Genomic DNA, 14,103 nt, shown 5'->3' on the forward strand with positions numbered 1-14,103 from the left:
GGATAAAAGTGACCTGACGCAATATTTGTCTTTTGTTGCTTATTGATAATGTTGTCACAAAAAGTGAGGGTGACTGCATGGATAAACTACTTGAGCGTTTTTTACACTACGTGTCGCTGGACACCCAATCAAAATCGGGCGTGCGGCAGGTACCCAGCACCGAAGGACAATGGAAGTTATTACAACTGCTCAAACAACAGCTCGAAGAGATGGGGCTGGTTAACATTTCACTGAGCGAAAAGGGGACGCTGATGGCAACGTTGCCCGCTAACGTTGCAGGCAATATTCCCGCGATCGGCTTTATTTCCCATGTGGATACCTCACCGGATTTCAGCGGTAAAAACGTTAATCCACAAATCGTTGAAAACTACCGCGGCGGCGATATTGCGTTAGGCATTGGTGATGAAGTTCTGTCGCCGGTGATGTTCCCGGTGCTGCATCAACTTCTGGGTCAAACGTTGATCACCACAGACGGTAAAACGCTGCTGGGCGCGGATGACAAAGCCGGTGTGGCGGAAATTATGACCGCGCTGGCTGTGCTTATTCAAAAAGACATTCCGCACGGTGATATCCGCGTGGCCTTCACGCCGGACGAAGAAGTCGGTAAAGGCGCAAAGCACTTCGACGTTGCAGCATTCGATGCGCAGTGGGCCTACACCGTTGACGGCGGTGGCGTAGGTGAGCTGGAGTTTGAAAACTTCAACGCCGCATCGGTCAATATCAAAATTGTCGGCAACAATGTGCATCCCGGTACTGCAAAAGGGGTGATGGTGAATGCGCTGTCGCTGGCTGCCCGTATTCATGCGGAGGTTCCGGCAGATGAAAGCCCCGAAGCGACGGAAGGCTACGAAGGTTTTTACCATCTGGCAAGCATGAAAGGTACGGTCGATCGGGCTGATATGCACTACATTATCCGCGATTTTGACCGTAAGCAGTTTGAAGCGCGTAAACGCAAAATTATGGATATCGCCAAAAAGGTCGGCAAAGGGTTACATCCGGACTGCTATATCGAGCTGGTGATTGAAGACAGCTACTACAATATGCGTGAAAAAGTGATCGAGCATCCGCATGTGCTGGATATCGCCCAGCAGGCAATGCGTGATTGTGACATTGAGCCGGATCTTAAACCCATTCGTGGTGGCACCGACGGCGCGCAACTGTCGTTCATGGGATTACCTTGCCCGAATCTGTTCACCGGTGGCTATAACTATCATGGCAAACATGAGTTTGTAACCCTGGAGGGAATGGAAAAAGCGGTGCAGGTGATTGTGCGTATTGCGGAATTGACGGCGAAACAGTAGCCGCTTTTGCCGGTAGATGCCGGATGGCGCTTCGCTTATCCGGCCTACAAATATCGTATCCCGTAGGCCGGATAAGCGAAGCGCCATCCGGCGCACTCTCAATAGGTTACCCTTCGAAGAACCAGTATCCGCTATTCACCAGTGCGGCAAGCATGGCGAGGAAAGACGGGTCTTCCAGCGCATCCTCAAAGTTTTCCGCCGTCAGCACAATATGGCTGGCCAGCGCATCCAGCGCCGGACGGTGCGGGGAGTCAATTTTCTCACCATTTACATAAACGTCATCGCCAATGCGCAGTACGCGCAACCCACCCAGACGGACCAGGACATCGCCTTGCTTCAGGGCATCATAGATTTCGTCAGGCTGATAAGGCGGCTCAGGCGGAGCAACGTCCAGTTCATGACGCGACTGAGAGATAAACTCGCCAAACCACTGTTTAAAATGCTCCGGCTGGTTAATGAGCCCCAGCATCATTTCGCGCAGCTTGTCCATTTCCTGTGGCAGCACGTCTGCTGGATGGTCGCGTGGCGGTAGATCTGGATCGCTGTAGTACGTGCTACCCAGTTCGCGTTGCAGAACGTAATCAGCAAATCCGCTGATCAACTCCCGGGTATTCGGTGCGCGGAAACCTACCGAGTAATTCATTGCGTTTTCCAACGCGTAGCCTTCGTGCGGGAATCCAGGTGGAATATACAAAATATCGCCGGGTTCCAGCTCTTCATCGATAATGGCTTCAAACGGGTCGACCTGAAGGAGGTCCGGGTGAGGACAGTGTTGTTTCAACTGCAGTTTTTCACCTACGCGCCAGCGACGGCGACCGGTTCCCTGTATGATGAACACATCATACTGATCCAGATGTGGGCCAACACCGCCGCCGGGGACGGAGAAGGAGATCATCAGATCGTCGATACGCCAGTCCGGCAGTTCGCGGAATGGGCGCATCAGCGCGGCGGTTGGCTCGTGCCAGTGATTGACCGCCTGCACAAGAAGCGACCAGTTGTTCTCGCCGAGATGGTCATAGCTTTCAAAGGGACCGTGGCTAACCTGCCATTTACCATCCTGGTGGCTGACGAGCCGGCTGTCGACTTCGCTTTCCATTGCCAGTCCAGCCAGTTCGTCAGGAGAGAGTGGGTCAATAAAATTGTTAAACCCGCGTTTTAAGACCACCGGGCGCTTCTGCCAGTGGCGTTCAAGAAAATCGGGCCAGTTAAGTGTGAGTTGGTATTCCATAATGAGCATCCCGCAGGCTGGTATCTGCAACCGATTATAACGGATACTTAACCTCAAGCGTGAAGTCAGTACATATTTATTACATATAAAGATTACTCGTCTTTTTGTCCCGGATGTTGGCGGCCGAAAACAACTTCCATGCGCGCTCCGCCCAGCAGACTGTCGCCAGCGATAATCTGCCCGTCATATTGCTCGGTGATCTCACGTGCGACGGCCAGGCCCACACCTTGCCCGGGGCGTAAGGTATCCACGCGCTGACCGCGGTCGAACACCACTTCACGTTTACTGTGTGGAATACCGGGGCCGTCATCTTCTACCACAATGTGCAGATGATCTTCTGTTAATTGCGCTGAGATCTCGACAAATTCCAGGCAATATTTACAGGCGTTATCCAGGACGTTACCCAGCACTTCGACGAAATCGTTCTGTTCACCCACAAAGCTTATCTCAGGCGAAATGTCGAGATTAATGTTAACCCCTTTACGCTGGTACACCTTGTTTAATGCAGAGGTCAGTTTATCCAGCAACGGTGCAACCGGATGCAATTCCCGGCTGAGAAGGGCGCTACTGCCGCGCATGCTGGCACGATGCAGATAATAGCCAATTTGCTGTGAAATACGGCTAATTTGCTCCAGCATGACGGGTTCAGCATCGCTTACGCTCATTTTCTCATTACGCATTGAGCGTAGCGTGCTTTGCAATACGGCCAACGGTGTCTTCAGGCTGTGGGTGAGATCCGTTAACGTGGTGCGGTATTTATCGTAGCGCTCACGTTCGCTCTTTAATAAGCGGTTGAGGTTGCGCACCAGACTGGTGAGTTCACGCGTGGTGGCAGGATTAAGCATCTCGCGATGATGTTCTTCAAGCTCACGGACTTCGCGCGCCAGTGATTCGATAGGTCGCAGGCTCCACCAGGCCGCCACCCATAACAGCGGAATGACCAGCAACAGATTGGCGACCAGCACATATATAAACCAGCTCCAGACCATATATGAGCGTTTGAGCTCAATAGGAATGGTATCAACAACCACAATGGTCAGTTGTGGCATCCTGGCGGTGGCAGGGTAGATGTTCACCGCCACGGAGTGGGTCATTTCAGCGTTATCGTCATCTTCTCTGACTTCTCTTAGCTTCTGTTGCGCCGAATGATCTTCGCGCAGCAATGTGCTGGTGGCGTCGACATTGGCTTCAATCTCATGAAAACCATTTGTCTTTAGCCAGTCTGGGTGAATACGTTGTACCAGCCAGGGAACGTCGCGTTGGGCCCAGAGCAGTTTACCGTTTTCATTATAAATCAGCGACATTGTAGGGCTTTGCATATCGAGATTTTCAGGTAGCTCGACATTGATTTTGCCGTTTTCCCATTTGGCCAGTGTATAGAACAGATTACTTTCGCCACGCAGCAGACGAAATGTTGTTTTATCAAAGCTGACGCTATAGCCAACCAAAGCCACCATGCCATAAGCCAGCGAGAGGACCAGTACAACGCCTGCGGTTGCCAGCAAAAAGCGCAGCCGCAGCGATAACGGGAAAAAATGACGCAGTAATTTATTCATTAGCGCAGTTCAAAAAGATAACCTTGCCCACGTACGGTGGTGATCACCTCATGCGGATATTGCGCCTGAATTTTTTTACGCAGACGTCCCATCAGGACATCAATGGTGTGACTTTCACGCAGTTCGGCATCCGGGTAGAGCTGTAACATAAGCGAATCTTTACTAACGACTTTGCCGCTATTACGGATCAGCGTTTCCATAATGGTGTATTCGAAAGCCGTAAGTTTGATCACTTCATCGTTCACGGACAGTTCGCGGCGAGAAAGGTCCACCTGAAATGGCGGAAGCGAGATTATCTGCGAGGCCAGGCCACTATTGCGGCGCATCAATGCCTGCATTCTTGCAACCACTTCTTCAATGTGAAACGGTTTGGTGACGTAATCATCTGCACCGGCACTGAGCACTTCCACTTTGTCCTGCCAGCCTTCACGGGCAGTTAATACCAGAATGGGCAATGAAACGTCATTACTGCGCCAGCGGCGGATCAGTGATAGTCCGTCTTCATCGGGGAGCCCTAAATCGACGATCGCAATATCCGGCAGGTGTTCATTAAGAAAATAGTCTGCTTCCTTTGCATCTTCTGCATCATCCACCTGGTGGCCTAAATCCTGGAGCTGAACCTTAAGGTGGTGGCGTAATAATGCATTATCCTCAACAACCAGCACGCGCATCATTGTTTCTCCCTAAATTCATGGTACGAATAGTTTAACGCTGATTATGTGGTAGTGGGGATAAACATTTAATAAACCGGGGGAAGGGATGTTAATGCGGCGATAAAAAGCCGGAATCGCTTACGCTTATCCGGCTTCTGTTCAGCATCTGGCGGAGTGCTGATTACTTCAGTTCATCAACCATGGTGATGGCGCGACCAATGTAGTTGGCCGGTGTCATCGCTTTCAGGCGGGTTTTCTCGTCTGCCGGCAGGGCCAGACCGTCGATAAACTGCTTCATGCCTTCAGCGTCAACGCGCTTGCCACGGGTCAGTTCTTTCAGTTTCTCGTACGGTTTTTCAATGCCATAGCGACGCATTACGGTTTGAATCGGCTCAGCCAGAACTTCCCAGTTGTGATCCAGTTCATCCAGCAGGTGATCGCGGTTTACTTCCAGTTTGCTAACCCCCTTCAACGTAGACTGATAGGCGATCAGCGCATAGCCGATACCCACACCCAGGTTACGCAGAACGGTTGAGTCTGTCAGGTCACGCTGCCAGCGGGAAACCGGCAGTTTGCTCGCCAGGTGCTGCAGAACCGCATTGGACAGACCCAGATTACCTTCGGAGTTTTCGAAGTCGATCGGGTTAACTTTATGCGGCATGGTCGAAGAACCGATTTCACCCGCGACAGTTTTCTGCTTGAAGTGACCCAATGCAATGTAACCCCAGACGTCGCGATCGAAATCGATCAGAATGGTGTTAAAGCGGGCGATGCAATCAAACAGCTCGGCAATGTAGTCGTGCGGCTCAATCTGCGTGGTGTAGGGGTTCCACTGGATGCCCAGCGAGGTGACGAACTCTTCGCTAAACTGATGCCAGTCAACTTCCGGGTAAGCAGCGATGTGGGCGTTATAGTTACCCACTGCACCGTTGATTTTACCGAGGATTTCAACCTGGTTGAGCTGGCGATACTGACGTTCCATGCGGTACGCCACGTTTGCCATCTCTTTGCCCATTGTTGATGGGGTGGCAGGTTGGCCGTGAGTACGGGAGAGCAGAGGAATATCGCGATATTCAACTGAAAGCGCGGTGATGCCATCAATCAGTTGACGCCAGTACGGCAGTACCACTTCGTCACGTGCGGTTTTCAGCATCAGCGCGTGAGACAGGTTGTTGATGTCTTCTGAGGTGCATGCGAAGTGGATAAACTCGGAAACGGCGTGCAGTTCCGGGATATCCGCCACTTTTTCTTTCAGGAAATACTCAACTGCCTTCACGTCATGGTTGGTCGTACGCTCAATGGTTTTGATACGCGCAGCATCTTCTTCATTGAAGTTAGCGACGATCGCATCAAGGTAACCGATTGCGTCGGCAGCAAAAGCAGGAACTTCCTTGATCGCTGCGTGCGCGGCCAGTTTTTGCAGCCAGCGTACTTCAACCTGTACACGGAATTTCAGCAAACCGTATTCGCTGAAAATCCCGCGCAGCGCGCTGACTTTATCGCCGTAGCGTCCATCGACAGGGGAAACGGCGGTCAGTGAGGATAATTCCATAGATCACAACTCCGGGGTTAAATGAGCAAGAATTTGTTTTGCCTGAGTCGTCAGGCGATTACGAGAAAACATGAGTTGCAGACGGCCTCCACCAACCTGATGCCAGAGCACGGCAGCGCGAATGCCAGCCAGCAGCGAAGCGCGAACCTTAGCCTGAACCTGCGGGCTCTGGAGAATGGCCGGAGAACCCGTAACCTGAATACGCGGGCCGAGTGGGCTGATGACGTCAACATAAATGCCTGCCATCGCACTCATCAGCGTTTCTGACTGCAAATCAAAATGGTCCAGTTGGCGCTGCAAGCCGTTGATACGGTCTCCCAGCGTGTCCATAGCGCCTTTGGCGGCTGAAAGCTTACGCTCCAGCACCATCAGGCTTAATGTATAGCGGGTAAGTTCCGCGTTCAGCCCCTGACGACTGCTGGCGTTGAGCACGCCGAGCAGTGTTTCCAGGCCGAGACGCAGGTTGGCCTCGCTGCCGCCAAACACACCCAGCGTAGAGCTGGGATTCATGTCAATGACGCTGTTCAGTGAAACGTGTAATGCATCGGCATCACAATGCCCCTGGTGCGCCAGTTCTTGCACCAGGCGTGCCGACTGACAAATGCCTGCCAGGGCGAGGGTGATGTCATAATAATTCTTTGCCACGTTCACTGCTTCCTTGTATCAAATGTGTAAATAATTATACCGGCAGAGGCAGACGCTGCTCGATAATACCGCCGCCGAGGCACACTTCACCGTTGTAAAAGACCGCCGACTGACCCGGTGTTACCGCCGCGACGGGTTCGTCAAAACTCACTTCAATACGTTCAGCATCCAGCGCTTTAACGGTGCACGGAATGTCGGTTTGACGATAGCGGGTTTTCACTGTGCAGCGCATGGTGCCGGTGAACGGTTGACGGTCGACCCAATGTAATTGCTGTGCAATCAGGCCAACGGACATCAGGCGCGGGTGTTCATGACCCTGAGCCACAACCAGAATGTTGTTCTCGACGTCTTTATCCACGACATACCATGGATCTTCGGTACCTTCTTTTGTTCCGCCAATACCCAGACCTTTACGCTGACCCAGGGTGTGATACATCAGCCCCTGATGCTGGCCAATTTCTTCACCGTCAACGGTAATGATCTTGCCGGGTTGCGCCGGCAGGTAACGGCCGAGAAATTCGCGGAACTTACGTTCGCCGATAAAGCAAATACCAGTGGAGTCTTTTTTCTTCGCAGTAATCAGACCGAGATCTTCGGCAATTTTACGGACCTGTGGTTTTTCCAGTTCACCTACCGGAAACAGGCTTTGTGCGATCTGCTCATGACCGAGGGTATAGAGGAAATAGCTCTGGTCTTTATTGCCATCAAGCCCTCGCAGCAGTCGGCTTTTACCGTCCACATCCGCGCGACGCACGTAGTGACCGGTGGCGATGTAATCGGCACCTAAATCTTCGGCGGCAAACTCGAGGAAGGCTTTAAATTTAATTTCTTTGTTGCACAGAATGTCCGGGTTCGGCGTACGACCCGCTTTGTACTCTTCAAGGAACAGTTCAAAGACGTTGTCCCAGTATTCTGCGGCAAAGTTGACGGTATGCAGTTCAATGCCGAGTTTGTCACAGACAGCCTGCGCATCCGCAAGGTCGGCGGCCGCTGTGCAATATTCCTCGCCATCGTCCTCTTCCCAGTTCTTCATGAACAGGCCTTCTACCTGATAACCCTGTTGTTGCAACAGCCAGGCAGAAACGGAGGAATCGACACCGCCGGACATGCCGACGATCACTTTTTTTGGGCTTTCAGACATAGGAATACTCACGACATTGAACTTCAAGGCGGCATATTCTAGCACGCAGCCCCTTACTTGACACCCTCTGTAAACGGCCAGTTAAATTCACCGATCATCGCCAGCGGGTAGCGTTGTCCGCTCTGATAGCAGCGAATACTCTCGGCAACCAACGGTGAGCGCAGGTTTGGCGCGCAGAGAACCTCTTCTGCGCTGACCCAGCGACAGCAGTCTATATCGCTGTCATGAGGTTCGGTAGCGCACATATTGGCAAGCTCGATAGAAAACAGAAAACGTAAAAAGGGCGTTTTGTCTGGGGCAATCCATTGATGCATTCGAATGAAATGCTGTGGCTGCGCGTGGATACCTGTCTCTTCCCATAGCTCGCGAGCGGCGGCCTGCACCAGGGTTTCATCGGCTTCCAGGTGCCCGGCGGGTTGATTCCACAACGCTTTGCCGTTGATGGTTTCCTCAACGACTAAAAACTTATCTTCTGCATGCACAATGCAGGCAACGGTGACGTGCGGTTTAAACATACCTGTTCCTTATACAGTTGCATCCCGCCATTGACCATTAGCGAGATTGTCCAGCGTGTAATTCCCCATCGCATAACGAATTAACCGCAGTGTAGGAAAGCCGACGTGTGCTGTCATGCGACGTACCTGACGATTGCGGCCTTCATATAAGGTGACTTTCAGCCAGGTGGTAGGGATATTTTTCCGCTCCCGAATAGGTGGGTTTCTCGGCCACAGCCATGCGGGTTCCTCTGTTACTTCAATACCTGCGGGCAGTGTGGGGCCGTCGTTCAGCGTTACGCCGGTGCGCAGAGCGTCCAGCGCTTCGGGTGTTGGCTCGCCTTCCACCTGAACATAATAGATTTTCCCCGTACGTTTGCCGGGTTGCGTCAAGCGGGCCTGCAGCGCACCGTCATTGGTCAGCACTAAAAGCCCTTCACTGTCGCGGTCAAGTCGGCCCGCAGCATAGATTCCCGGCACGGGAATAAAATCTTTTAACGTTTTGCGTCCTGCTTCGTCAGTAAATTGTGGCAAAACATCGTAGGGTTTATTGAACAAAACCACGCGTTTTGGCTGGTTTTCTTTACGCTGCCTGGTGACTTGTCGTGAGCTGAATCGCTCAACCCGGTGATTTCTAAAAGAAGTTTTTTGCATGGTATTTTCAGATTATATCAATTGCCGCATTATAGCCTAAGAACGAGTGTCTTTCATGGCGGCGAACATTAGGGTAGTATTGACATGCTCATTACAAAACATTAACAAAAAGTTGCTCTAACGCATTCGTGCAGCAGGACGCAAACGCACATGCAGCGCGATGACAGACGAGCAGAACCAGAAGCGCTCGAAGGAGAGGTGAATGGAAAGCAAAGTAGTTGTTCCGGCGGAAGGTAAGAAGATCACCCTGCAAAACGGCAAACTCAACGTTCCTGAAAATCCGATTATCCCGTTCATTGAAGGCGACGGTATCGGCGTTGATGTAACCCCACCGATGATCAAAGTTGTCGATGCTGCTGTCGAGAAAGCCTATAAAGGCGAGCGTAAAATCTCCTGGATGGAAATCTACACCGGTGAGAAATCCACCCAGGTTTATGGCCAGGACGTCTGGCTGCCTGCTGAAACCCTTGATCTTATTCGTGAATATCGTGTTGCCATCAAAGGCCCACTGACCACCCCAGTTGGCGGCGGTATTCGCTCTCTGAACGTTGCACTGCGTCAGGAACTTGATCTGTACGTTTGCCTGCGTCCGGTTCGTTATTACCAGGGCTCCCCAAGCCCGGTTAAACATCCTGAACTGACCGATATGGTCATCTTCCGTGAAAACTCAGAAGACATCTATGCGGGTATTGAGTGGAAAGCTGACTCCGCTGATGCTGAGAAAGTGATTAAATTCCTGCGCGAAGAGATGGGCGTGAAGAAAATCCGCTTCCCGGAACATTGCGGTATCGGTATCAAGCCGTGTTCCGAAGAAGGGACCAAGCGTCTGGTTCGTGCAGCGATTGAGTACGCCATCGCTAACGATCGTGATTCTGTTACCCTGGTTCATAAAGGTAACATTATGAAATTCACCGAAGGCGCGTTCAAAGACTGGGGTTACCAGTTGGCGCGTGAAGAATTCGGTGGTGAACTGATCGATGGCGGTCCGTGGGTTAAAATCAAGAACCCGAAAACCGGTAAAGAGATCGTGGTTAAGGACGTTATCGCCGATGCGTTCCTGCAACAGATCCTGCTGCGTCCCGCTGAGTACGACGTTATCGCTTGTATGAACCTGAACGGTGACTACATTTCTGATGCTCTGGCAGCACAGGTTGGTGGTATTGGTATCGCACCGGGTGCCAACATCGGTGACGAATGTGCGCTGTTCGAAGCAACCCACGGTACTGCACCGAAGTACGCAGGCCAGGATAAAGTGAACCCAGGTTCCATCATTCTGTCTGCAGAAATGATGCTGCGCCACATGGGTTGGGTAGAAGCGGCTGACCTGATCGTTAAAGGTATGAGCGGTGCGATCAACGCGAAAACCGTAACCTATGACTTTGAACGTCTGATGGACGGCGCTAAGCTGCTGAAATGTTCAGAGTTTGGTGACGCGATCATCGAAAACATGTAATCCAGATTCTGGGTTGTGTGAGAACGGGAGCCGGGTGGTTCCCGTTTTTTTTAATGAAATTCGATGGCGATTAATACAGCTATAAACCTGCCGCGGCTCGAAGCGAATATAGGGTTTACCACCCCAGATTTGTATTTTATACCCTCATGGTATTTGTGATTAGTGTTGGCGAACACAAATTGATATTTACGCCTGGCCTGTGTTGTAAGTTCAATGGGGCGGTTCTTGCCAGGATATCTCTACCCAGCAAGCAATCATATTTTTTATGGATGAGCAGAAAAAACAGATCCTGGTGATTCATTGCGCGGCACACATTCGATGAGGGGGCGAAGCCTCGGTTGGAAAAATAATATCCTGCCGTTGCTCGAAAAAATAGACCTTTATATTTATGTGTGTTTATTTTTACCGCCTGAACAGGCGGCTTATTTTTTGTACGGTAGTAGCGAAATTTACTGTGTCTCAAATAACAGTAATGGTCTTTTTTAAACAATACCAAAAAATAAAATTAGGTTAACTCTTTGATTTTAATGAATTAAAAGATGAGTGAGCTTGCATTATCAATAATCGCTGGGCTGCATGTGTAAATAGCATAATAACTAAATTATAATTCTCTTACATTCGATAGATTGGTGAGGTTAGAATGCGGTTAATTGTCATGTTGTTAAGCTTTGTCGTCACTACCCAGGTCTGGGCTGGTGAACTTTCCAAGCCTGTCGGTAAAGTCCTTTTAACAGTGTCCGGTAATATAGAAAATACCAATGAAGACGGGAAAGCCGTTTTTGATATCACCAGTCTCGAGAATCTGGGCGCGGTAAGTTTCCAGACCTCCTCACCCTGGTATAATGGACGCACTACCTTTACGGGTATCTCACTGCAAAAGCTCATGGATTATGTCGGGGCAAAAGGTTCTGTTGTTAAGGTCACTGCGCTCAATGACTACACCACCGTTATCCCGCTCAGTGATTTCAAGAAATATAATGTTATTCTTGCTCTAAAAATCAACGGAGAATATATGCGCATCCGTGATAAAGGCCCACTATTCATCGTGTATCCCTATGACAGCATTCCTGAACTGAATAATCAGATTTTTTATTCAAGGTCAGCATGGCAGGTCAGTTCAATGAAAATTGAGTAGGGGTTCAGAGGACCATCATGAACAGAATACTGGCTGGCATTATATTTTTTCTTTTTATATCTACCGGATATATATCTTTCCTTGTGCACGAAAGACAACAAGAGCTACAGAAACTGACGCACTACACCGACTCATGGTCTGCTGTTCAAATGGTATCAGAATATTACCGATTTGAATCGTGGCTTGGTCTCTACATTAGTGATGATACGATAACGCTTGATGCTGTGCGCCTGCGTCTCGATATTATGCTCAGCCAGAGCGATTTAATAAAGGAAGGTGATTTAGGACATTATATAGAGAGCAATCAAGCGCATTATGAACTGGCTATACAGTTTCAAAAAATGCTTAATTATCTGGATGTTCATCTTGAGAAAATGAACCGTTCAGAACTCAAGGCATATTTGAAAGAAATGCATACGCTTGATGCACCGCTAGCCCGTCTTTCATCCGGTGCGTTAGATAAAGATGTTAGCTCGGTTAATAATACTAATACTAATATTCAAACCCTGTACTATATTTATTCAGCTACTTCAGTATTGCTTATAATATTGAGTGCGATACTGGGGATTCTGATTTTTTTTCAGAACAGAAACATTTTGAGAGCACATCTCCAGGTTAAGTGCCTTGCTGAGGAACTTCAGGAGTCTAAAGAAAAACTGCAGATCCAGAATGCAAAACTGGAGTATGACGTCTATCACGACTCTCTCACCGAGATGAATAATCGCCAGTTATTCTGGGGGGATTTAAATAAAATCATCGAGATGGCAGAGAAAAACAATGACTCTGTGACGGTGATGTTGTTTGATTTAGATCGATTCAAAGAGGTAAATGATACGTATGGTCATGATGCCGGTGATATGTTATTACGCCAGATATCCCATCGTTTGATTTCTATGAGCCAGGGTTCAGACACGCTATATCGTTTAGGCGGCGATGAGTTTGCGTTTCTTTCGAGCGGTCTGACAGAGAGTCGTGCCGTTTCCCGAGCCCAAAAAATATGTGATTTTATCAACCAACCCTACACTATTTATAACGCAATTATAAATATAACCACGTGTGTTGGTATTGTTATCTCAGAAACTGAACGCCGTTCCGACTATCTTTATAAATTTGCCGATCTGGCGCTTTATGAAGCGAAAAATGAAGGCTCGGGTAAAATAAAAGTCTTCCGGCAGCGGATGTTAGAAAAGCTGCAAGAAAGCAGAACGCTTGAGCATGATATGGCAATGGCCATAGTGAATAAAGAGTTCGTGGTTTATTATCAGCCTATTGTCGATTCTTTCAGCCAGGAAATTTACAGCTATGAAGCCCTTATTCGTTGGATACATCCGCTAAAAGGACTTCTGTCGCCGGATAGTTTTATTCCTGTTGCTGAAAAAACAGGAATGATTAACGAGATGGGAAAATCAGTGCTTGAAATTGCTTGCAGGGAAGCGGCTTCCTGGGCGGTACCGGTTAAAATTTCAGTCAATGTTTCACCTGTCCAGCTAAGCAGCAAGGCCTTTGCCGGAATCGTGCTGTCCATTCTGAAAGAAACCGGACTTCCGGCAGACCGTCTCGAGCTGGAAGTGACGGAATCCTCTCTCTTTACGGAGAGCAATACGCCGATGAATACGCTTAACAAGCTCAGAGCCCTGGGAGTAAAAATCTCCATCGATGATTTTGGTACCGGATACTCTTCTCTTTCGCGACTAAGTCGGCTTGCCTTCGATAAAATCAAAATAGATAAGTCCTTTGTGCATTCGATATCTACACAGGAAGACGCCCTTAATATCATCAGGCTTATCACTGGTATGGCGAAATCGCTGAACATGAAAGCTGTTGCAGAAGGTGTCGAAACAGAGGAACAGCTGGCGAGCCTTCAGGCTCTGGGCTGCGACTTCGCGCAAGGGTATCTGTTTGGTAAACCGCAGCCGGGTATCAATGGGAAAATCAGAAACGGTTAAATAACGCCCGTTCCTCGTGCCCTGGTGATACGCTAAATCAGCGTAACGACAACGCACTTGCCAGCGCTAAGACGTTGGCAATTGCCGCTTTCGCTTGCGGACTGTTTTTCCAGCACGTCGAGCCGACCATCGACGCTGCTTGCTGGGTAATATCGTCGACAGTAGAGTTTTTGAGATCGGTAAGCGAGTGGAAACCAAGTTGCTCAAGCCGCTCGATGACTTTGGGGCCAACGCCTTTTAATGACAGAAGTGCCTGACGCTCAGTGGTTGAAAAGGGCATTGTCTCTCCTTACCTATGCGCAATACTGACAATCCGCTTACGAATACACACTGATAGCGGCCAGG

At 49.6% G+C, this 14,103-nt stretch carries 13 protein-coding genes; 4 read left to right on the forward strand and 9 right to left on the reverse strand.

What is annotated here, in order from left to right; translation table 11 throughout:
- Positions 1 to 77 precede the first annotated feature (77 nt).
- Entirely contained in the window at positions 78 to 1,301 is a 1,224-nt protein-coding gene (gene pepT, locus OGX91_RS02660; RefSeq protein WP_040231981.1) for a peptidase T, read from the forward strand.
- 106 nt (positions 1,302 to 1,407) lie between these two features.
- Here pepT and roxA read toward each other — a convergent pair whose 3' ends face one another.
- The 8 genes from roxA to rluE form a co-directional block, all read right to left on the reverse strand.
- Positions 1,408 to 2,529, reverse strand: a complete 1,122-nt coding sequence (gene roxA / locus OGX91_RS02665; RefSeq protein WP_005121076.1) for a [50S ribosomal protein L16]-arginine 3-hydroxylase — start codon at positions 2,527 to 2,529, stop codon at positions 1,408 to 1,410.
- A 92-nt stretch (positions 2,530 to 2,621) separates the two neighbouring features.
- Positions 2,622 to 4,085, reverse strand: coding sequence for a two-component system sensor histidine kinase PhoQ (phoQ, locus tag OGX91_RS02670; RefSeq protein WP_005121075.1), 1,464 nt, complete (start codon positions 4,083 to 4,085; stop codon positions 2,622 to 2,624).
- Positions 4,085 to 4,756: a two-component system response regulator PhoP gene (gene phoP / locus OGX91_RS02675; protein WP_005121074.1), complete on the reverse strand. Its 672-nt coding sequence runs from the start codon at positions 4,754 to 4,756 to the stop codon at positions 4,085 to 4,087. Before phoP ends, phoQ begins: the two co-directional genes overlap by 1 nt.
- A 163-nt stretch (positions 4,757 to 4,919) precedes the next feature.
- The gene (gene purB, locus OGX91_RS02680) at positions 4,920 to 6,290 is read right to left on the reverse strand and encodes an adenylosuccinate lyase (protein WP_149691648.1); all 1,371 of its coding nucleotides are present in this window, start codon (positions 6,288 to 6,290) and stop codon (positions 4,920 to 4,922) included.
- Positions 6,291 to 6,293: 3 nt separating this feature from the next.
- Positions 6,294 to 6,935 (reverse strand): high frequency lysogenization protein HflD, encoded by a 642-nt coding sequence (hflD, locus tag OGX91_RS02685; RefSeq protein ID WP_005120991.1) that lies wholly within the window; start codon positions 6,933 to 6,935, stop codon positions 6,294 to 6,296.
- 34 nt (positions 6,936 to 6,969) lie between these two features.
- Positions 6,970 to 8,076, reverse strand: coding sequence for a tRNA 2-thiouridine(34) synthase MnmA (mnmA, locus tag OGX91_RS02690; protein ID WP_286625379.1), 1,107 nt, complete (start codon positions 8,074 to 8,076; stop codon positions 6,970 to 6,972).
- 53 nt (positions 8,077 to 8,129) lie between these two features.
- Positions 8,130 to 8,591: an NUDIX hydrolase gene (locus OGX91_RS02695; protein WP_005120989.1), complete on the reverse strand. Its 462-nt coding sequence runs from the start codon at positions 8,589 to 8,591 to the stop codon at positions 8,130 to 8,132.
- A 9-nt stretch (positions 8,592 to 8,600) separates the two neighbouring features.
- Entirely contained in the window at positions 8,601 to 9,224 is a 624-nt protein-coding gene (rluE, locus tag OGX91_RS02700) for a 23S rRNA pseudouridine(2457) synthase RluE (protein WP_040233613.1), read from the reverse strand.
- Between the two features lie 202 nt (positions 9,225 to 9,426).
- Between rluE and icd the strand changes: the two genes are divergently transcribed.
- The 3 genes from icd (at position 9,427) to OGX91_RS02715 (ending at position 13,758) form a co-directional block, all read left to right on the forward strand.
- On the forward strand, positions 9,427 to 10,677 hold the full coding sequence (gene icd, locus OGX91_RS02705; protein WP_005120987.1) for an NADP-dependent isocitrate dehydrogenase: 1,251 nt from the start codon (positions 9,427 to 9,429) through the stop codon (positions 10,675 to 10,677).
- A 640-nt stretch (positions 10,678 to 11,317) separates the two neighbouring features.
- Positions 11,318 to 11,812 carry a putative pterin-binding protein gene (locus OGX91_RS02710; RefSeq protein WP_149691645.1) on the forward strand — a complete coding sequence of 165 codons (495 nt, stop codon included), beginning with the start codon at positions 11,318 to 11,320 and terminating at the stop codon, positions 11,810 to 11,812.
- A 17-nt stretch (positions 11,813 to 11,829) separates the two neighbouring features.
- On the forward strand, positions 11,830 to 13,758 hold the full coding sequence (locus OGX91_RS02715; RefSeq protein WP_182290598.1) for a putative bifunctional diguanylate cyclase/phosphodiesterase: 1,929 nt from the start codon (positions 11,830 to 11,832) through the stop codon (positions 13,756 to 13,758).
- Between the two features lie 37 nt (positions 13,759 to 13,795).
- Here the strand turns inward: OGX91_RS02715 and OGX91_RS02720 are convergent, their stop codons facing one another.
- The gene (locus OGX91_RS02720; RefSeq protein WP_005120394.1) at positions 13,796 to 14,038 is read right to left on the reverse strand and encodes a helix-hairpin-helix domain-containing protein; all 243 of its coding nucleotides are present in this window, start codon (positions 14,036 to 14,038) and stop codon (positions 13,796 to 13,798) included.
- Positions 14,039 to 14,103: the final 65 nt, after the last annotated feature.

This window comes from Citrobacter sp. Cpa228 (assembly GCF_030333085.1).
In the GTDB taxonomy this organism is placed as follows: domain Bacteria; phylum Pseudomonadota; class Gammaproteobacteria; order Enterobacterales; family Enterobacteriaceae; genus Citrobacter; species Citrobacter pasteurii.